Origin of the sequence: Bradyrhizobium sp. CCBAU 45389 (assembly GCF_028128625.1) — a bacterium.
In the GTDB taxonomy this organism is placed as follows: Bacteria; Pseudomonadota; Alphaproteobacteria; order Rhizobiales; family Xanthobacteraceae; genus Bradyrhizobium; species Bradyrhizobium liaoningense_B.
The window spans coordinates 143,782-162,402 of sequence record NZ_LBIY01000088.1; the positions used below are offsets into that span (position 1 = coordinate 143,782).

The 18,621-nt window shown below is 65.4% G+C and carries 18 protein-coding genes; 10 read left to right on the forward strand and 8 right to left on the reverse strand.

Going from position 1 to position 18,621, the window contains the following annotated elements; translation table 11 throughout:
• Positions 1-170: 170 nt before the first annotated feature.
• A complete protein-coding gene (locus XH79_RS18525) occupies positions 171-317 on the forward strand; it encodes a hypothetical protein (RefSeq protein WP_212336566.1) in 147 nt (48 codons plus the stop codon).
• A gap of 162 nt (positions 318-479) precedes the next feature.
• Here XH79_RS18525 and ntrC read toward each other — a convergent pair whose 3' ends face one another.
• Genes ntrC through dusB form a run of 3 tightly spaced genes read right to left on the reverse strand, consistent with a single transcriptional unit; the run spans position 480 to position 4,105 of the window.
• The gene (ntrC, locus tag XH79_RS18530; RefSeq protein WP_212336576.1) at positions 480-1,922 is read right to left on the reverse strand and encodes a nitrogen regulation protein NR(I); all 1,443 of its coding nucleotides are present in this window, start codon (positions 1,920-1,922) and stop codon (positions 480-482) included.
• 9 nt (positions 1,923-1,931) lie between these two features.
• A complete protein-coding gene (locus tag XH79_RS18535; protein ID WP_212336578.1) occupies positions 1,932-3,107 on the reverse strand; it encodes a two-component system sensor histidine kinase NtrB in 1,176 nt (391 codons plus the stop codon).
• A complete protein-coding gene (dusB, locus tag XH79_RS18540; protein WP_212336580.1) occupies positions 3,104-4,105 on the reverse strand; it encodes a tRNA dihydrouridine synthase DusB in 1,002 nt (333 codons plus the stop codon). Before dusB ends, XH79_RS18535 begins: the two co-directional genes overlap by 4 nt.
• Positions 4,106-4,382: 277 nt before the next feature.
• Here dusB and XH79_RS18545 point away from each other — a divergent pair, with 277 nt between their 5' ends.
• Positions 4,383-5,564 (forward strand): bifunctional 2-C-methyl-D-erythritol 4-phosphate cytidylyltransferase/2-C-methyl-D-erythritol 2,4-cyclodiphosphate synthase, encoded by a 1,182-nt coding sequence (locus XH79_RS18545; RefSeq protein WP_212336582.1) that lies wholly within the window; start codon positions 4,383-4,385, stop codon positions 5,562-5,564.
• Positions 5,565-5,568: 4 nt separating this feature from the next.
• Positions 5,569-6,177: a CinA family protein gene (locus XH79_RS18550; RefSeq protein ID WP_212336584.1), complete on the forward strand. Its 609-nt coding sequence runs from the start codon at positions 5,569-5,571 to the stop codon at positions 6,175-6,177.
• Positions 6,178-6,286: 109 nt separating this feature from the next.
• Here XH79_RS18550 and XH79_RS18555 read toward each other — a convergent pair whose 3' ends face one another.
• Together XH79_RS18555 and XH79_RS18560 are read right to left on the reverse strand one after the other, a co-directional pair.
• Complete coding sequence (locus XH79_RS18555; RefSeq protein ID WP_271582540.1) at positions 6,287-7,066, reverse strand: mechanosensitive ion channel family protein; 780 nt, start codon at positions 7,064-7,066, stop codon at positions 6,287-6,289.
• Positions 7,067-7,233: 167 nt separating this feature from the next.
• A complete protein-coding gene (locus XH79_RS18560; RefSeq protein ID WP_080138622.1) occupies positions 7,234-7,413 on the reverse strand; it encodes a hypothetical protein in 180 nt (59 codons plus the stop codon).
• Between the two features lie 987 nt (positions 7,414-8,400).
• On the opposite strand from XH79_RS18560, the gene XH79_RS18565 reads away from it, so the two are divergent.
• Genes XH79_RS18565 through XH79_RS18590 form a run of 6 tightly spaced genes read left to right on the forward strand, consistent with a single transcriptional unit; the run spans position 8,401 to position 13,539 of the window.
• On the forward strand, positions 8,401-9,108 hold the full coding sequence (locus tag XH79_RS18565; RefSeq protein ID WP_271582541.1) for a c-type cytochrome: 708 nt from the start codon (positions 8,401-8,403) through the stop codon (positions 9,106-9,108).
• 11 nt (positions 9,109-9,119) lie between these two features.
• Positions 9,120-10,358, forward strand: a complete 1,239-nt coding sequence (locus tag XH79_RS18570) for a cytochrome c (protein WP_442869956.1) — start codon at positions 9,120-9,122, stop codon at positions 10,356-10,358.
• Between the two features lie 8 nt (positions 10,359-10,366).
• Positions 10,367-10,543: a hypothetical protein gene (locus XH79_RS18575; protein WP_198964245.1), complete on the forward strand. Its 177-nt coding sequence runs from the start codon at positions 10,367-10,369 to the stop codon at positions 10,541-10,543.
• A complete protein-coding gene (locus XH79_RS18580) occupies positions 10,540-11,115 on the forward strand; it encodes a cytochrome C oxidase subunit II (RefSeq protein ID WP_212336592.1) in 576 nt (191 codons plus the stop codon). Before XH79_RS18575 ends, XH79_RS18580 begins: the two co-directional genes overlap by 4 nt.
• Positions 11,102-12,724 (forward strand): b(o/a)3-type cytochrome-c oxidase subunit 1, encoded by a 1,623-nt coding sequence (locus tag XH79_RS18585; protein WP_271582543.1) that lies wholly within the window; start codon positions 11,102-11,104, stop codon positions 12,722-12,724. The genes XH79_RS18580 and XH79_RS18585 overlap by 14 nt, the downstream gene beginning before the upstream one ends.
• Entirely contained in the window at positions 12,724-13,539 is an 816-nt protein-coding gene (locus XH79_RS18590) for a c-type cytochrome (protein ID WP_271582544.1), read from the forward strand. Before XH79_RS18585 ends, XH79_RS18590 begins: the two co-directional genes overlap by 1 nt.
• Here the strand turns inward: XH79_RS18590 and XH79_RS18595 are convergent, their stop codons facing one another.
• Both XH79_RS18595 and lipA read right to left on the reverse strand, forming a co-directional pair.
• Positions 13,540-14,022: a type II toxin-antitoxin system RatA family toxin gene (locus XH79_RS18595; RefSeq protein WP_211408008.1), complete on the reverse strand. Its 483-nt coding sequence runs from the start codon at positions 14,020-14,022 to the stop codon at positions 13,540-13,542.
• A gap of 6 nt (positions 14,023-14,028) precedes the next feature.
• Positions 14,029-14,985, reverse strand: a complete 957-nt coding sequence (lipA, locus tag XH79_RS18600) for a lipoyl synthase (RefSeq protein WP_271582545.1) — start codon at positions 14,983-14,985, stop codon at positions 14,029-14,031.
• A 130-nt stretch (positions 14,986-15,115) separates the two neighbouring features.
• On the opposite strand from lipA, the gene XH79_RS18605 reads away from it, so the two are divergent.
• Complete coding sequence (locus XH79_RS18605; RefSeq protein WP_271582546.1) at positions 15,116-15,718, forward strand: DNA-3-methyladenine glycosylase; 603 nt, start codon at positions 15,116-15,118, stop codon at positions 15,716-15,718.
• 2 nt (positions 15,719-15,720) lie between these two features.
• On the opposite strand, the gene XH79_RS18610 is transcribed toward XH79_RS18605, so the two are convergent.
• Positions 15,721-18,597, reverse strand: coding sequence for a valine--tRNA ligase (locus tag XH79_RS18610; protein WP_271582547.1), 2,877 nt, complete (start codon positions 18,595-18,597; stop codon positions 15,721-15,723).
• Positions 18,598-18,621 lie beyond the last annotated feature (24 nt).

Here is an 18,621-nt window from a genome sequence, read left to right on the forward strand (position 1 = left end):
ATGCCGTTCAGGACATGCGCGCGGACGATCGAATCCGGCAAGCCCGCATTCGGCAACCCGTTGTAATGGCTATAGTAATTTCGGCGCTGCCCGGATGGCGCAATCCACAGGGGGAAGCTGATCGGCACTTGCTGGCGGGAACGGATTCCCCTGCCTCCGGATTGACCGGGATGGATAGGTTCTTCCTTGCGACGATGGTTTCGGCCGTGCTGCTGCTGATCGTGGCTGCCGACCTCCTGGTCAACGGCGTCGGCCTGCAGCCGCCGCCGACGCAACTGGCCAACGTGGTGCCGGTGCCGCCGCGCCTGTTCAGATAGTGCGACGCCGCGTCTTGCGGCCGAATGACCGATTTCGATGGTTCCGACGGAACATTTCGGCCCGATTCCGACTTCTGCTCACCGCGCCAGCCACAACGGCCAGCGCGATCCGGACAGGCTCAGCTCCGCTGTGGTAGGGGGAGCTGAGCCACCGTCCGAAAACTAACCCCCGCTCCGATAGACCTGGATATCGAGATCCCGGATCTTCTTCCGCAGCGTGTTGCGGTTGAGGCCGAGCAGATCGGCGGCGCGGATCTGGTTGCCGCGGGTGGCGGCGAGCGCTGCCGTGAGCAGCGGAACCTCGATCTCCTTGAGGATGCGGTGGTAGAGGCCCGGCGGCGGCATGCCGTTCGGAAAACCCTGGAAGTGCGAGGACAGATAGGCCTCGACCGCGCCGCCGAGATTGTCGACACCCTGCTGGACCGCGGCGCCCGGACTGACCGAGGGCGGCGCCAGTTCGCCGTCGATGACGGAGGACGTGATCACGTCCTGCGGATAGAGCGCGGCAAGGCGCCGGGCGAGGTTCTCGAGCTCGCGCACGTTGCCGGGCCAGCGGTGCTGCTTGAGCCGCTCCAGCGCCAGGGCGTCGAGCTTCTTCGGCGGCAGACCGTCCTTCTCGGCCAGCGAGAAGAAGTGCCGCACGAGATCGGGCAGATCCTCGATGCGCTCGCGCAAGGGGGGCAGGCGCAGCGGCACGACGTTGAGGCGGAAGAACAGGTCCTCGCGGAACAGGCCCTGCTGGATCAGGACGCGGAGATCCTTGTTCGAGGCCGCGACGATGCGCACGTCGGTCTTGATCGGGGTGCGGCCGCCGACGGTGGTGTATTCGCCCTGCTGCAGGACGCGCAGCAATCGGGTCTGCGCCTCCATCGGCATGTCGCCGATCTCGTCGAGGAACAGCGTGCCGCCCTCGGCCTGCTCGAACCGGCCGGAGGCGCGGGTGTTGGCGCCGGTGAAGGCGCCGCGTTCATGGCCGAACAGCTCGGACTCGATCAGGTCGCGCGGGATCGCCGCCATGTTGACGGCGACGAACGGGCCGTTGCGGCGCTTGCCGTAATCGTGCAGCGCGCGCGCCACCAGCTCCTTGCCGGTGCCGGACTCGCCCGTGATCATCACGGTGAGGTCGGTCTGCATCAGACGCGCCAGCACGCGGTAGATTTCCTGCATCGCCGGCGAGCGGCCGACCAGCGGGATCGCCTCCATCTCGGCGTCCTCGTCCGGCGTCGAGACCCGCTCCTTCGGCTCGGCCAGCGCGCGGCCGACGATGGCGATCAGCTCCTTCAGGTCGAAGGGCTTTGGCAGATATTCATACGCCCCGCGCTCGGAGGCGCGGATCGCCGTCATGAAGGTGTTTTGCGCGCTCATGACGATGACGGGCAAATTCGGCCGCATCTTCTTGATCCGCGGCAACAGGTCGAAGGCGTTTTCGTCTGGCATCACCACGTCGGTGATGACGAGATCGCCCTCCCCCTGGCTGACCCAGCGCCACAGCGTTGCGGCGTTGCCGGTGAGCCTGACTTCATAGCCGGCGCGGGAAAGTGCCTGATTGAGAACCGTGCGGATGGCGGTGTCGTCATCAGCGACGAGAATGCTACCTGCGGGCATCGTTAATCCTCATTTTGCCCCCTGTGACGCAGACGACGACTTCCCGGCAGAGCCGTCGCGACTGCTTTGATCGGCATGTTTCACCGATGTGGAATACATCGGCATCAGCACGCGGAAGGTGGTTTTGCGCGGCTGAGATTCGCATTCGATGATGCCCCCGTGATCGCCGACGATTTTTGCGACCAGCGCCAAACCGAGACCAGAGCCGGTCTGCTTGGTGGTCACGAAGGGATCGAACAGGTTGGGCAGAAGATCATCGGGCACGCCAGGTCCATTGTCCCTCACGCAGAATTCGAGCGGCAGGGATACCCGGGATTTTTGACCGGGGACTGACAGGCGCACGCCGGGGCGGAACGCGGTGGTGAGCTGGATCTCGGCGTCGGGCACGTCGATCAAGGCTTCGGCGGCATTCTTCACGAGATTGAGGAACACCTGGATCAGCTGATCCTGGTTCGCCAGCACCGGCGGCAGCGAGGGATCGTAATCCTCGATGAAACGGATGTTGCGGGCAAAGCCCGACTGCGCCAGCCGCTTCACGTGATCGAGCACCGAATGGATGTTGACGGGGCCGCGCACCACGGGGCGCTCGTCGCCGAACACCTCCATGCGGTCGACCAGCGTCACGATGCGGTCGGCCTCGTCGCAGATCAGCCGCGTCAGCATGCGGTCCTCGGACGAGGCCTGCTGCTCCAGCAGCTGCGCCGCGCCGCGAATGCCCGAAAGCGGATTCTTGATCTCATGCGCGAGCATTGCTGCTAGCGCTATCACCGAGCGCGCCGCGCTGCGATGGGTGAGCTGCCGATCCATCTTGTCGGCGATGGTGCGCTCCTGGAGCATCACCACGATGTAGCCGGGCCGCTCGGTGAGCGGCGCCACGTGCAGGTCGACCTGGCGGTCGCCGCCCATGCGCGGCGTGCCGAGATCGACCTTGTATTCATTGACCGGCGAGTTCGAGGAGCGCACCTGGTCGATCAGCGCCAGCAAGGGGCTGCCGAAAGGCACCAGCTCTTTCAACGACTGCCGCTTCAGGAACTGCGTTGAGATCTCGAAAAAGGCTTCGGTTGCGATGTTGGCGCCGACGATCTTGCCGTCCGGCCCGATCATCAGCACGGGATTGGGAAGCGCATCCAGGATCGCGTCGCTGTCGGACGGAAGCGGCCGACGATGTTCAGCGGCTGAGCTCATGCAGCAGCGCTCCATGCGAAGTCGTCGAAGGCATCTTGCAGTGAACCGTGAACGAGGCGCGGATCCTCGGAGGTGAGGATCTTCTGGCGCCAGGATTTCAGCTTCTCGGCCGGCGCGCGGCTCACATCGGCCGCGACGTCGAGCGCCCAGCCGAGATGCTTGCGCGCATGCCTGAGACCGACGCGCAGACCATAGAGCGCGCAGACGCCCTCATAGAGGGTGCGGACATAATGCAGCTGCGTCTGAAGCGACGGCGTGGCTTCCACTGCCCCGCCCTTCAGGCGCCGGCCGATCTGGCCCGGCAGCCAGGGCTGGCCCTGCGCGCCGCGGCCGATCATCACGGCATCGGCGCCGGAGGCCTCGAGCGCGGCAAGCGCCTTCTCGTACGAGGTGATGTCGCCATTGACGATGAGCGGGAGAGAGATCGCCTCGCGCACGGCGCGGATCGCATCCCAATCGGCCTCGCCTTTGTAGAACTGGCAGCGGGTACGGCCATGAACGGTGACGAGCTTGATGCCGGCGGCTTCGGCGCGCCGCGCCAGTTCCGGCGCGTTGCGGCTGTGGTCGTCCCAGCCGAGCCGCATCTTCAGCGTCACCGGAACCTTTACCGCGGCGATCGTCGCATCGATCAGGCTGACGGCGTGGTCGAGATCGCGCATCAGGGCCGAGCCGGACTGGCCACCGGTGACATGGCGGGCCGGACAGCCCATGTTGATATCGATGATGTCGGCGCCCTCGGCTTCCGCGATGCGGGCGCCTTCGGCCATCCAGTGCGTCTCGCAGCCGGCAAGCTGGACCACGTGCGGGCCGATTCCCGTCGCTTCGCAGCGCAACCGCGACATCCGGTGGCCGTTGGCAAGCTCATCGCTCGCAGTCATCTCGGACACGACCAAGCCGGCCCCGAGCTCGGCCACCAACCGCCGAACGGGCGAGTCAGTCACCCCCGACATCGGCGCCAGGAAGACCGGGGTGGCGACTTCAATATCGCCTATTTTCAACGGCTTAGAGCCGGATACTGCCGGGCCTGTCACAGGGGTCTCGTCAACTCAGCAGCGCCTCATCGCGCTGGCCATGACCTATCTTGCGCACAATTCTTGTGCAGTCAAGCGTCATGCCTACAGTTTAGACAGTTCTGCAGATCTTTCAAGTGCAGTGCAGCAAAATGCTGTTTCCCACAATCCGGGGAAACCCCCTTTTTTTGCGGGCCTGCCGTGCTAGAGGCATGCCGGCACATCACCCCCTGCTCTTTCATTAGCAACTGAGTATTTGAGTCCTATGGCGAAATCACAACGTACCGCTGTCGTCCTCGTGGCGGCCGGACGCGGCCTGCGCGCCGGCGCCGGCGCGCCGAAGCAATATCGCGAGATCGGCGGCGTGCCTGTGATCTATCGCGCCATGGAAGCCTTCAGCCGCCACGCCGATGTATTTGCGGTGCAGCCGGTGGTGAACCCCGACGACAGCGCCATGTTCACGGCAGCGGTCGCAGGATTGAAGCACGAGGCGCCGACCAATGGCGGCGCCACCCGTCAGGCTTCGGTGCTTGCTGGCCTCGAAGCGCTGGCCAAGCACAAGCCGGACATCGTCCTGATCCACGACGCCGCGCGGCCCTTCGTCTCGGAAGGCGTGATCTCGCGCGCGATCGAGGCGGCGAGCCGCACCGGCGCTGCGATCCCGACCGTTGCCGTCACCGACACCATCAAGGTCACCGGCGCGAGCGGCAATGTCGAGGACACGCCGGACCGGTCGCGCCTGCGGATCGCGCAGACGCCGCAATCCTTTCGTTTCGACGTCATCCTCGAGGCGCATCGTCGCGCCGCGAAGGACGGGCGCTCCGATTTCACCGACGATGCCGCGATTGCCGAATGGGCGGGATTGACGGTTGCAACCTTTGAAGGCGATGTTGCCAATATGAAGCTCACCACCCCCGAGGATTTCGTGCGCGAGGAAGCGCGCCTGGCTGCCCAGCTCGGCGACATCAGGACCGGCACCGGCTACGACGTGCACGCCTTCGGCGAAGGCGACCATGTCATGATCTGCGGCGTGCGCGTGCCGCACAGCAAGGGTTTCCTGGCGCATTCCGACGGCGATGTCGGCCTGCATGCGCTGGTCGACGCCATCCTCGGCGCGCTCGCCGACGGCGACATCGGCTCGCACTTCCCGCCGAGCGACGCCAAGTGGAAGGGCGCCTCCTCCGACCAGTTCCTGAAATACGCCATCGAGCGGGTCGCCCAGCGCGGCGGCCGCGTCGCCAATCTCGAGGTGACGCTGATCTGCGAGCGGCCGAAGATCGGCCCCTTGCGCGACACCATGCGCGCGCGCATCGCCGAGATCTCCGGCGTCGACATCTCGCGCGTCGCGGTGAAGGCGACCACCAGCGAGCGGCTCGGCTTTACCGGCCGCGAGGAAGGCATCGCGGCCACCGCGAGCGCCACTATCCGTCTTCCCTGGAGCGTATAAGGCCATGGGCGGCAGCGACGCACGCGCCCTCTCCCGCTCGCTGCTGGATTTGTGCCGGATGCGCAAGCTGACGATCGCGACCGCGGAGTCCTGCACCGGCGGCCTGGTTGCCGGCGCGCTGACCGACATCCCCGGTTCCTCCGACGTCATCGACCGCGGCTTCGTCACCTATTCCAATGAGGCCAAGCGCGCGATGCTTGGCGTCGAAGCGGGTACGCTGACGAATTTCGGCGCCGTCAGCAAGGAAACCGCAACCGCGATGGCGATCGGCGCGCTGGAGCGTGCCGATGTCGATCTCGCCGTCGCCATCACCGGCATCGCCGGCCCCGGCGGCGCCACGCCCGGCAAGCCGGTCGGTCTCGTGCACTTTGCCGCCGCCGCGCGCGACGGCCGCATCATCCACCGCGAGCACCGTTTTGGCGCCATCGGCCGCAGCGCCGTGCGCGCCCGCTCGGTGGTCGAGGCGCTGCGCATGCTGATGGACCTCGCCCGCGGCCCGCAAGTCGCCGCCAAGCCGCAGCGCACCGCCACAAGCCGCCTGCGCCCGCGCGTGACCCGCTCGCCGCGCCGGCATGCGGTGAAGCGCCGGCCGCCGCGCTCTCCCAGGGGCTGAAGCCCCATAGCCCGGGTGAGCGCAGCGATACCCGGTACATTCGCAGAGAAGTCCCGCATATCGCTACGCTCATGCGGGCTACGGCCGCGCCGGATCCTGATGGACCGCTTCACGCCGCCGCAAGCAACGCGCTCGCATGGTCGAGCACGCACTGCTTGACCGCATCGGCTTGGGACGGCTTCGCCTTCGCGCTGACCGTCAGTTCCAGGATCGGTGCCGCGGGATTGGCGACATCGAGAACCTTGGTGACGGAGACGGCAGGTTGGGCCTGATCGTCGATGCGGGAGTCGCGACGCAATTCCTTCAGGATGCGATCGGCCAGCGTATTGGCCGCGCCGGCCGGGACCGGAAACGCCACCTTGACCTCGCCCGTGCCGGGATAGACGCTGTGGTTGACGATCGCTGCGCCCCACACCTGTCCGTTCGGCAGCAGGATCTGCGTGTTGTCGGGCGCGACCAGCTCGGTCATGAACAGCGACAGCGACCTCACCTTGCCCGCCTTGCCGGCGACTTCGACGTCGTCGCCGATGTGAAACGGCCGGAACAGCAGCAGCATCACGCCGGCGGCGAGATTGGACAGCGTGCCCTGAAGCGCGAGGCCGATCGCGAGTGACGTCGCGCCCAGCACGGCGACGAGGCTCGCGGTCTGGATGCCGAACAGCTGCAGCACGGCGATGCCGACCACCGCGAGCACGCCATAGCGCGCAAGGCTGCCGACGAACAACGTCACCAGCGGATCGACGCGGTGCGTAACGCTCAGCAAGCGCGTGACGCAACGCTGCATCGCGCCGGACAGATACCAGCCGATGGCGAGGAGCAGGATCGCGTAGATCGCATTCAGCCCGTACAGGACGAGCGACGCTTTCAGCGTGTCGAAATTGACGGTCATGGCGGCTCCAACCGGGACGATCGGTTGAGAACTCGCTGTCGCGGAAAATGATCCCTTCCGGGGCTTGCCGATCCTCAAGCGCCTGCCGCTGGACTGCATAGGTGGGAGCAGCGTGAAACCCGGGCACTTGGCCCGGCGGGAATACCGCGTTCGGCCCCGGCGGCCCGTCATTGCGCCGTTCGCTCGATCCGACAGATGACGGGAAGCTTTTGCTCGATTGCCTTCGCGAGCACCGTTCCCGTGGTCCGTCCGAGCTCTTTCGCGATCGTCGTGATCGGCTTGGTGCCTGCGAGCTTCCTGAGCCGGTTCAGGTCGTCCTCGCTCCACGATTGCTTCCAGCGCGCCATGTCTCCAGTCCCACTCCAACAAGCCCCAGCGCCCGACTCAGACTTTAGTTGAATTCCCCATGAAATACAGCCCTTGCAGGTGTACCGCGCGCGGCAAGGGGTGTTCCGTCACGGTTTTGCGTTTTGGCACAAACTGCACTTGTCACCTTCGGTCGCACGAGTCTGAATTGTTGGTTGTGCGCAGGGCACGCCGGGTGCCCGCCCATCCCTACCAATCCTTGTGTTGCCGGCGGGCAAAACACCCAGCGGGCGGTCAATCCGCGCCCGCAAAAATATTCCACTTTACCGAAATTCGGCTTTCGCGTAGTCGTTCCGCCACCTCATCCCGGTCAGAGGGGCGTATCGCGATCGTCACGACATGCGGGGTGAGCGGCGGTGGACGCTAGTCACGTCGGCGCGACAGGCATCGCAGGGCGGGCAACCGTGAGCGAGCGCCATCGCGCACACGACCGGTGTGATCTGGCGTACGGCAAAACCGTGTCGTCCTGGCGCCCGGGGTCTGAGCGCCAAGTCTTGCAGTGATGCATCGGCCCGACCGGGCACGCGCATCAGCCATCTGCAAGGCGACGGGGGCAATAGTGCATCGCTCCCCGGGGAGAGCTCGGCATAAGCCGTCAAACCATCGCGCAGGGAAGGCCGTGTGTTCGGGCTTCACCTGTATGCCGCTGTGCAGCTTCCTTTAGCGCAATCTCCGCACAGTGGACCGTGGGTGCCCAGCCGGCACCCGGCCTTCCCTGCGCCCTCTGACAAGAGAGCGCGATACGACGAAGCAAAGCTCGGACGAAACACGTCGCGAGATTGCAGCGTCATGTCTGCTTTTCAAAAAGCACGCAATTCTTGTCGAAAACGATCGGGATCATAAATGTGCAGGCGCGACCAAACGTCATCACACGTGCCTGATCTTGCGCAGGAAAATATTGGCGCAATAATGCCGCTCTACCTTGTGATCCGGAATCAACCGGACCAGCCTTGTGGAGGGCGACGAAAGTGTTCGCTCGCACCGCGGCCTCGGCCGCCGTCATCGTCACTTTGGCCGCGTTTGATGGTGCGGCCGCACAAACGGCCAACCAGCCGCCCGATACGATGGCGGCGCGGGTGGAGGCGTGCACGCCTTGTCACGGCAACAAGGGCGAAGGCACGAGCGACGTCTATTTTCCGCGCCTCGCCGGCAAGCCCGCCGGCTATCTCTACAACCAGCTCCTCGCCTTCCGCAGCGGCCGGCGCAAATACCCGCCGATGAATTATCTGCTGGAGTTTCTGCCTGACCCATACCTGGAGGCGATGGCCGAATATTTTGCCGGTGAGCATCCGCCGCTGCCGCAGCCGGCTCCGAGCGAGGTCAGCAAGGAAGTTTTGGCGCAGGGCGAGTTGCTTGCCACCAGCGGCGATGCCGGCCGCAACATTCCGGCCTGCGTGAGTTGCCATGGTCCGGGCCTCACGGGCATGCAGCCCGGCATCCCCGGCCTGCTTGGCCTGCGCGCCGCTTACGTCAGCGCCCAGCTCGGCGCCTGGCGCTACGGCACGCGCACCGCGAAATCGCCTGACTGCATGCAGCTCGTTGCCGGACACCTGACGGAAGCAGATGTTACCGCCGTCGCAGCCTGGCTTGCGACGCGTCCCGCCCCCACCAACCCGGCCCCCGCGCCGAAAGGCACCTACGCGCTGCCGTTCGGCTGCGGCAGCCAGCCCAACTGACGAGGCGGATGATGGGTTCGAGACCATGGATCACGCTTCTCGCCCTCGCCGCGCTCACCACGCTCGCGCAAGCGCAGGACAAGAGCAGCGACATCATCGCGCGCGGCGAATATCTCGCGCGCGCCGGCGACTGCACCGCCTGCCACACCGCGCCTGAGGGACGCCTGTTCGCCGGCGGCCGCGCCATGCCGACCCCGTTCGGCACGCTCTACACCTCCAACATCACGCCCGATCCGGAGACCGGAATCGGAAAATGGAGCGCCGACGATTTCTACAAGACCATGCACAGCGGCCGTTTCCCCGATGGCGGGCTGATCTATCCGGCGATGCCGTTTGCGTCCTACACCAAGGTGACGCGTGCCGACAGCGACGCGATCTTCGCATATTTGCGCTCGATCCCGCCGGTGAACCAGAAGAACAGGCCGCACGACCTGCGCTTCCCCTATGACAACCGCCAGCTCATCCTCGGCTGGCGCACGCTGTATTTCCGCGAAGGCGAGTTCAAGCCCGACCCGACCAAGTCTGCTGAATGGAATCGCGGCGCCTATCTGGTCGAGGGCCTCGGCCATTGCAGCATGTGCCATTCGCCGATCAACGCGCTCGGCGGCACCTCGCAATCGGACGCCTTCAAGGGCGGCCTGATCCCGATGCAGAACTGGTACGCGCCGTCCCTCACTTCCAACCGCGAGGCGGGACTCGGCGACTGGAGCATCAAGGACATCACCGACCTGCTCCAGACCGGCGTTTCGGCACGGGGCGTGGTCTACGGCCCGATGGCCGAGGTCGTGCACAACAGCCTGCAATATCTCAGCGACGAAGACACGCGCGCGATGGCGGTGTACCTCAAAGGGATCTCGGAGCCCTCCCCGCCGCCGCCGGCAAGCTCGGCGCTGCCGACCACCGAGAGCAGCCTACTGATCAGCCTCGGCAAGACCGTCTACGACAAGAGCTGCGCGAGCTGCCACGGCACGCAGGGTGAAGGCAAGCCGCCGCACTGGCCGCCGCTCGCCAACAACCAGTCGATCGAGATGGAGTCGGCGGTCAACCCGATCCGCATGGTGCTCAATGGCGGTTATCCACCGGGCACCAAGGGCAACCCGATGCCCTACGGCATGCCGCCTTTCGCGGGCCTCCTGTCCGACAACGAGGTCGCCGCCGTTGTCTCCTACATCCGCACCGCCTGGGGCAATCGCGGCACGCCGGTCTCGGCGCGCGAGGCCAACGAGCTGCGCTCCGCACCGCTGAACTGAGAAACGTCATGATCAACTCCGATCCGCCGACCAGCCCAGCCGCCGCCGATCAGGCCGTCGAGGAGGTCGTGGCGCAAGGCCCCTCGGGCGCGCTTCTGCTCGCCGGCATTGCGACAGCCTGCGTCGTCGCGATGTGGCTTGCCTTCTACCTGTTCGTCTTCCTGCCGCGCGGGCCGCTGCAATGAGCGCCGAAGACACCCATGGAAACGGCAGCGCCAGCGCCGAGGTCGCCGCCCGCGTCGAGCGGCGCTGGGCCACCATTGCCGTGATCATCATCGTGGCGATGGCGCTGCTTGCGGCGTTCGCCGGCATTCATCGCGCGACCATGCCGCAGCCGCGCGTCGAGACCACCGATCCCTCGCGGATTCATCTGTCAGGCGAGTTCGTCGAGAGCAATCTCGGCAGCGTGCTGGAGGCCAACGGCAATGTGACGGTGCGTGCGATCGGCCAGCAATATTCCTTCACGCCGGCCTGCATCGTGGTGCCCGTGGACACGCCGATCACGCTGCGCGCCACCAGCGCCGATGTCGTGCACGGCATCCTGATCCAGGGCACCAATATCAACACCATGCTGGTACCGGGTTACATCTCCGAGCAGCTGATGCGCTTTGCGAGGACCGGCGACTATCTGATGCCCTGCCAGGAGTTCTGCTCCTTCGGTCACGAGGGCATGTGGGGCAAGGTCAAGGTGATCGACAAGACCGAATTCGCTGATCGTGCGAAGGGCGGCGGGAGGCTGAGCTGTGTTGGTCAATAGGAAGCTCATCCTCGCCCATTTCTGGCTCGCCTTTACGGTGTTCGGCATCGCGCTGACGCTCGGTGCCTGGCAGATGTTCATCCGCAGCCCGATCGGGACATGGCTGTCCAATCCCGAGCTCTATTACCGCTCGCTGACCGCGCACGGCACTGTGATGGGCTACGTCTTCCCGACCTTGGTCGCGATGGGTTTTGGCTATGCCATCAGCGAGTCCGCGCTGGAGCAGCGCCTCGTCGGCGTGCGCTGGGCCTGGGCCGGGTTCTGGCTGATCGTCGCCGGCAGCATCATGGCGGTGATCCCGGTCGCGCTGGGGCGCGCCTCGGTGCTCTACACCTTCTATCCGCCGCTGATCGGCAACGTCTTCTACTATCTCGGCGTCGTGCTGGTCGTGGTCGGCTCCTGGATCTGGGTCGCGCTGATGTCGGTCAATCTGCGCGTCTGGCGCAAGGCCCATCCCGGCGCGCCCGTGCCGCTCGCCATGTACGCCAATGTCGCGGGCTCCTATCTGTGGGCGTGGACCGCCGTCGGCGCCGCGCTCGAGCTGCTGCTCCAGATCATTCCCGTGGCGGCGGGCCTGAAGGCCACCATCGATGCCGGCCTGGCGCGCGTCTTCTTCTCCTGGACGCTGCACGCCATCGTCTATTTCTGGCTGATGCCGACTTACATCGCCTATTACACCATCGTGCCGCGCGCGATCGGCGGCCGGGTCTATTCCGACTCCATGGCGCGGATCTCCTTCATCCTGTTCCTGGTGGTGGCGATGCCGATCGGCATGCACCACACCTTCGCCGATCCGCAGGTCGGTGCCGGATTCAAGTTCATCCATTCGGCTTTCACCGCGCTGGTCGCACTGCCGACGCTGCTTACGGTGTTCACGATCTGCGCATCGGTCGAGATCGCGGCACGCCTGCGCGGCGGCCGCGGCCGGTTCGGCTGGATCAGGGCCCTGCCCTGGGACAATCCGATGATGCTGGCGCTGGCCTTCTCCTTCGTCATGCTCGGCTTCGGCGGCGCCGGCGGCCTCATCAACATGAGCTATCAGCTCGATGCGTCGATCCACAACACGCAGTGGATCACCGGCCACTTCCACCTGATCTTCGGCGGCGCCATCGTGATCATGTACTTTGCGATCGCCTATGATCTGTGGCCGCATCTGACCGGACGCGAGCTGATCGACCTCCGACTGATCCGGACCCAGCTCTGGCTGTGGTTCGTCGGCATGATCGTCACCACGTTTCCCTGGCACTGGGTCGGCATTCTGGGGATGCCGCGGCGCATGGCCTATTTCGACTTCGGCGATCCCGCGATTGCGCCGCAGGCGCTATCGGTCACGCTCTCCGCGATCGGCGGCTTCATCCTGCTGACCTCGGGGATCCTGTTCCTGGTCATCCTCGCCCGCGGCATGCGCGCGCCTCAGGCAGACGCCGGACCCTATCGCTTTGCGCTGGCCGTGCATCAGCCCGCGACCGTGCCGATTGCGCTCAACACCCACGCCCTCTGGGTGGCGCTGATGATCGTGCTCACCCTCACCAATTACGGCTACCCGATCCTGACGCTGGCGCTGACCGAGGGCACGTCGGTGCCGGCCGTCTATGTGGGAGCGCAGTGATGAGCGCGCGCGACCTCTTCACCTTCAGCAATCCGCATTTCACTCGAGGCGTCGGCATCACCGCCGCGATCCTGATCGTGACGGCGATTGTGGGCTTCATCGTGCTGCCCTTCGCCCAGCCCTGGGTCCAGTTCGCCAATGTCTGGGATGCGATCTGCAGCGCCGCCGGTGTGCCGCAGCGCGCGGCGACCGTTGCGGTGCCTGAACAGGCAAAGCGGCTGTCTGCGGTCGTGCTCACGTCGAACACGCTGTCACGCCCGAGCCAGGAGGCGATCGGTCGCGGCGCCACGCTGGCGCAGCGCTGTGCGATCTGCCACGGCCCGACCGGCATCAGCCGTGCCGACTCGCCGAACCTCGCCGGGCAGTACGCAGCGGTGATCTACAAGGAGCTGCACGATTTCCGCTCCGGCGCCCGCACCAATGCCGTGATGTCGCCGTTTGCCGTCAATCTGACCGATCAGGAGATCGCCGATCTCTCGCTCTACTACGCCTACCTGCCGCGGCTGCCCGCCTATCACCCGACACCGCAACTGCCGAAGCCGAACATCGTCATCTATGGCGCGCCGATGCGCGGGATCGCGCCCTGCGGCTCCTGTCACGGCAGCCTCGACAACAAGACCGGCAGCCCATGGCTCGAAGGCCAGTCGGAAGCCTATATGAAGGCGCAGCTGCAGGCCTTCGCCTCAGGCGACCGCCGCAACGACATCAGCCAGCAGATGCGCAACGTCGCGCGTGCGATGACGCCGCAGGAGATCGAGCAGGCCGCGGCATATTACGCCTCGCAGCCGCCTGATGTCGTGAAGGCGGTGGATTGATCAGGTCGGCGCCAGCTTCGGTCGTCCGTAGATCGCGTCCGCACGCTTCTCGAACGCGGTCGAGAACCGCGCGAAGGCGGCGTCGAACATCGAGCCCATCAGCATCGCCAGCATGCGGCTCTTGAATTCGTAGGCGAGGAAGAAGCCGACGTCGCAGACGTCTTTGCCGTCTTGCTGGCCTTTGGGCTCGAACGTCCAACGGTTCTCCAGATTCCTGAACGGACCTTGCAGATATTCGACCAGGATCTTCAGATTGGCGCGGTCGAGCGTCACGCGGCTGGTGAAGGATTCCTTGACCAGCTTGAACGACACCGTCATGTCCGCGACCAGCACCTCGGTGCCGTCGGGCTTCGCCATGCGCTGTCGGACCTTGAGCGCGCTGCACAGCGGCACGAATTCCGGGTAGCGCTCGACATCGGCGACCAGATCAAACATCTCGGACGCGCTGTGGTTGACGCGGTGCTTGCTCGAAACTCGATGCATGGTGCGTCAGCGGGCGTGAGCTGCCCGCGCAGCCTTCAGTCTTGCGAAATCCTCGCCGGCATGATGCGACGAGCGGGTGAGCGGACTCGCCGACACCATCAGGAATCCCTTGGTGTAGGCGATCTTTTCATAGGACGAGAATTCGTCCGGCGGCACGTAGCGCATCACCGCGTGATGCTTGCGGGTGGGCTGCAGATATTGCCCGATGGTCAGGAAGTCGACGTCCGCCGAGCGCAGATCGTCCATCACCTGCTGGACCTCGTGGCGCTCCTCGCCGAGGCCGACCATGATGCCGGACTTGGTGAAGATGGTGGCATCGAGCTCCTTGACCCGCTGCAACAGCCGGATCGAGTGGAAATAGCGCGCGCCGGGCCGCACCGTGAGATAGCGCGACGGCACGGTCTCGAGATTGTGGTTGAACACGTCGGGCCTCGCCGCAACGACGACCTCCAGCGCGCCTTCCTTGCGGAGGAAGTCCGGCGTCAGGATCTCGATCGTGGTCGAGGGGCATGCGGCGCGGATGGCGCGGATGGTCTGGGCAAAATGCTCGGCGCCGCCATCGGCGAGGTCGTCGCGGTCGACCGAGGTAATGACGACGTGAGCGAGGCCCAGCTTGGCCACGGCCTCGGCGACGTTCTGCGGCTCGGCCGCATCCAGCGCGTTGGGCAGGCCGGTCTTGACGTTGCAGAAGGCGCAGGCCCGGGTGCAGGTGTCACCCATGATCATGAAGGTCGCGTGCTTCTTGTCCCAGCACTCGCCGATGTTCGGGCAGCCAGCCTCCTCGCACACCGTGTGCAGGCCGTTGGCGCGAACGATGTTGCGGGTGTCGGCATAGCCGCGGGTATTGGGCGCGCGCACGCGGATCCAGTCCGGCTTCGGCGGCGAAGCGGAATCAGGACGATTCACCTTTTCAGGGTGGCGCGGGCGCAGCGGGTTCGAGATGGTATCGACAATAACGACCATTGGGTATCCGGTCTGTTCAGGTCCTACCTAGTCGGTCTGGCCCGGCATCGCAACCCGGCTCGCACCACTTCAGGGAACATGGCAGATATGGGCAATATCCTGCTCTGTTCTCAGGCGATTCTCACCTCGAATGGCTCCAGTCTCGAAACCTTCCACACCCCGGCTTGGAAAGGCCCTCAAGCGTGCCTTTTTCGCGCGCAACGTGCGCGAGGTCGCCCACGACCTAATCGGGGCCACCATGCTGGTCGACGGCGTCGGCGGGATCATTGTCGAGGTCGAGGCCTATCATCATACCGAGCCGGCGGCGCATTCCTACAATGGCCCGACGCCGCGGAACCAGGTGATGTTTGGCCCGCCCGGCTACGCCTATGTCTACCGTTCCTACGGCATCCACTGGTGTGTGAACTTCGTCTGCGAGGAGGAAGGCTCGGCCAGCGCCGTCCTGATCCGCGCGCTGGAGCCGACGCATGGCCTCGCCGCGATGCGTCGTCGCCGTCATTTCCAAGAAGTGCACACGCTGTGCTCGGGCCCGGGCAAGCTGACCGAGGCGCTCGGCATCACCATCGCGCACAACACGCTGCCCCTGGACCGACCGCCGATCGCGCTGCATGCGCGCACCGAGGATTTGGAGGTCGCATCCGGCATCCGGATCGGCATCACCAAGGCCGTCGAGCTACCCTGGCGCTACGGCGTCAGGGGCTCGAAGTTTTTGAGCAAGCCGTTTCCGAAGTAGCCCTACGACGCCTGCTTCAACCGCTCCAGCGCCTCCAGCAGCTTGGCCTTGCGGGCCAGCGCAGCCTCGCGCTTTTCACGCTCCTCCTCGACCACCTCCTCGGCCGCGTTGGCGACGAACTTCTCGTTCGCCAGCTTGGATTCGGCGCGCTTGATGTCGGCGTCGGCCTTGCCGATTTCCTTGTCGAGGCGCGTCCGCTCAGCAGCGACGTCGATCACGCCCTTCAGCGGCAGCGCGGCCACTTCGCCGCGCACAAGCAGCTGAACGGCACCATCCGGTGCACGATCGGCGAAGGAGATGTCGGACAGCCGCGCCATGCGCTTGATGATTTCGGTCCAGCGCGGCGCGCGTTCCTTCGTCTCGGCGGAGGCGCCCGCGAGCACCAGTGCGGTCAGTGTCGCCGGCGGAATGTTCATCTCGGCGCGCACGGAACGGATCTGCGTCACGAGGTCGATGACCCAGCCGATCTCGGCTTCCGCCTTGGGATCGGTGAAGTCGGCATGGTCGAAGATCGGCAACACCAGGGCCGGCGAGATCAGCGGATCGGTCGGCCCGGCCGCCGCGGCGAGCATCGCGAGTTGCTCCGGCGAAGGCTCGGACGGCTTCAGCGGCCACGACGCCAGCGCGAGCAGGCCGTCGCGCTTGGCCGTCACCTCCCACAGCTCCTCGGTGATGAAGGGCATGAAGGGGTGCAGCAGCTTCAGGATCTCGTCGCGCGCCCAGGCCACCATGGCGCGGGTTTCGTCCTTGGCGGGGCTATCGGGGCCGAGCAGCACGGGCTTGGCGAGTTCGACATACCAGTCGCAATAGACGTTCCAGACGAACCGATAGATGGCGCCGGCGGCATCGTTGAAGCGATACGCCTCGACCGCCTCGGTCACCTCGCGCGTGGTGTGCGCGGTCTCATGGGCGATCCAGCGGCTCAGCGTCTCCTTCGTCTTCGCCGGCTCGAAACCGTCGGGCACCGCGCACTGGTTCATCTCCGCGAAGCGGCAGGCGTTCCAGAGCTTGGTTGCGAAATTGCGATAGCCTTCGACGCGGCTGGTGGCGAGCTTGATGTCGCGGCCCTGCGCCGCCATCGCGGCCAGCGTGAAGCGCAGCGCGTCCGCGCCATATTCATCGATCAGGTTGAGCGGATCGATGACGTTGCCCTTCGACTTCGACATCTTGGCGCCCTTCTCGTCGCGGACGAGGGCGTGGATGTAGATCGTCGAGAACGGAATCTCCTTCATGAAGTGCATGCCCATCATCATCATGCGGGCAACCCAGAAGAAGATGATGTCGAAGCCGGTGACCAGCGCGTTGGTCGGGTAGTAGCGCTGCACCTCCGGCGTATCGTCGGGCCAGCCGAGCGTCGAGAACGGCCACAGTGCCGAGGAGAACCAGGTGTCGAGCACGTCCTCGTCACGCGTGATGAAGCCCTCGCGCTTGTTGCGGTCGAGCGCCATCTCGCGGCCCTGCTCGACCGTGATGACCTCCTGCTCGACATAATAACCGAGCGCGTGGCTGATTGCCTCCTCCTCGGTCTCGGCGACGAACACCTTGCCGTCAGGCCCATACCAGGCCGGGATCTGATGGCCCCACCACAGCTGGCGCGAGATGCACCAGGGCTGGATGTTCTCCATCCACTCGAAATAGGTCTTTTCCCAGTTCTTCGGCACGAAGGTCGTCTCGCCCGAACGCACCGCCGCGATCGCGGGTTTTGCGAGCGTCTTGGCGTCAACGTACCATTGGTCGGTCAGATACGGCTCGATCACGCTGTTGGAGCGGTCGCCGTGCGGCACCATGTGGGTGTGCGGCTCGATCCGCTCGACGAAGCCGAACGATTCCAGCCGCTCGACGATGCGCTTGCGCGCCGCGAAGCGGTCGACCTTGTTGAACTCCTCGGCGAATTGCGCGGCACCTTCCGGCAGGTCGCGCAGATAATCCTCGTTGTCGACGAGATCGAGGCAGCCTTCCTTGTCGATCACGCTGATGCGGCGCAGGCCGTGACGATTGCCGACCTCGAAATCGTTGAAGTCGTGCGCCGGCGTCACCTTGACCGCGCCCGAGCCCTTGTCGGGATCGGAATACTCGTCAGCGACAATCTTGATCTTGCGGCCGACCAGCGGCAGGACGACGTTCTTGCCGACCAGCTTCTGGTAGCGCTCGTCCTCCGGATGCACGGCAACGCCGGTGTCGCCGAGCATCGTTTCCGGGCGCGTCGTGGCGACGACGATAAAGCTCGAGGGATCCTCGGGGCTGAACGTCTTGCCCTCGATCGGATAGCGCAGATACCAGAGGTTGCCCTTGACCTCGGTCTGCTGCACTTCGAGATCGGAGATCGCGGTGAGCAGCTTGGTGTCCCAGTTCACCAACCGCTTGTCCTTGTAGATCAGACCGTCGCGGTGCAGCTCGACGAACACCTTGATGACGGCCTTCGAAAGGCCCTCGTCCATGGTGAAGCGCTCGCGCGACCAGTCGCACGAAGCGCCGAGCCGCTTGAGCTGGTTGATGATGGTGTCGCCGCTCTCGGCCTTCCACTGCCAGACCCGCTCAAGAAACTTCTCGCGGCCCATCTCGCGGCGGCCGGGCTGCTGGCGCTCCATCAGCTGGCGCTCGACCACCATCTGGGTGGCGATACCGGCATGGTCGGTGCCGGGCTGCCACAGCACGTCGCGGCCGCGCATGCGCTCGAACCGGCACAGGATGTCCTGCAGCGTGTTGTTGAGGGCGTGGCCCATGTGCAGCGAGCCCGTCACGTTCGGCGGCGGGATCACGATGGTAAAGGGCACTGCGTCACGGCGGTCGGGGCGGCCGGCCTTGAAGGCAAGGCTGTCCTCCCACACGACGGACATGCGGGCTTCGATATCGGCGGGCTGGTAATTTTTCTCGATCATGGGGCTGCTAGAAAGCCGCGCGCG

Excerpts from the sequence above, each read along its gene's own strand:
- XH79_RS18610 (WP_271582547.1), bottom strand. The coding sequence starts at position 18,597 with ATGATCGAGAAAAATTACCAGCCCGCCGATATCGAAGCCCGCATGTCC.
- XH79_RS18590 (WP_271582544.1), top strand. The coding sequence starts at position 12,724 with ATGAGCGCGCGCGACCTCTTCACCTTCAGCAATCCGCATTTCACTCGA.
- XH79_RS18575 (WP_198964245.1), top strand. The coding sequence starts at position 10,367 with ATGATCAACTCCGATCCGCCGACCAGCCCAGCCGCCGCCGATCAGGCC.
- XH79_RS18595 (WP_211408008.1), bottom strand. The coding sequence starts at position 14,022 with ATGCATCGAGTTTCGAGCAAGCACCGCGTCAACCACAGCGCGTCCGAG.
- XH79_RS18570 (WP_442869956.1), top strand. The coding sequence starts at position 9,120 with ATGGGTTCGAGACCATGGATCACGCTTCTCGCCCTCGCCGCGCTCACC.
- XH79_RS18545 (WP_212336582.1), top strand. The coding sequence starts at position 4,383 with ATGGCGAAATCACAACGTACCGCTGTCGTCCTCGTGGCGGCCGGACGC.
- XH79_RS18605 (WP_271582546.1), top strand. The coding sequence starts at position 15,116 with ATGGCTCCAGTCTCGAAACCTTCCACACCCCGGCTTGGAAAGGCCCTC.
- XH79_RS18580 (WP_212336592.1), top strand. The coding sequence starts at position 10,540 with ATGAGCGCCGAAGACACCCATGGAAACGGCAGCGCCAGCGCCGAGGTC.
- XH79_RS18525 (WP_212336566.1), top strand. The coding sequence starts at position 171 with ATGGATAGGTTCTTCCTTGCGACGATGGTTTCGGCCGTGCTGCTGCTG.
- XH79_RS18560 (WP_080138622.1), bottom strand. The coding sequence starts at position 7,413 with ATGGCGCGCTGGAAGCAATCGTGGAGCGAGGACGACCTGAACCGGCTC.
- XH79_RS18550 (WP_212336584.1), top strand. The coding sequence starts at position 5,569 with ATGGGCGGCAGCGACGCACGCGCCCTCTCCCGCTCGCTGCTGGATTTG.
- ntrC (WP_212336576.1), bottom strand. The coding sequence starts at position 1,922 with ATGCCCGCAGGTAGCATTCTCGTCGCTGATGACGACACCGCCATCCGC.
- XH79_RS18535 (WP_212336578.1), bottom strand. The coding sequence starts at position 3,107 with ATGAGCTCAGCCGCTGAACATCGTCGGCCGCTTCCGTCCGACAGCGAC.
- XH79_RS18555 (WP_271582540.1), bottom strand. The coding sequence starts at position 7,066 with ATGACCGTCAATTTCGACACGCTGAAAGCGTCGCTCGTCCTGTACGGG.
- lipA (WP_271582545.1), bottom strand. The coding sequence starts at position 14,985 with ATGGTCGTTATTGTCGATACCATCTCGAACCCGCTGCGCCCGCGCCAC.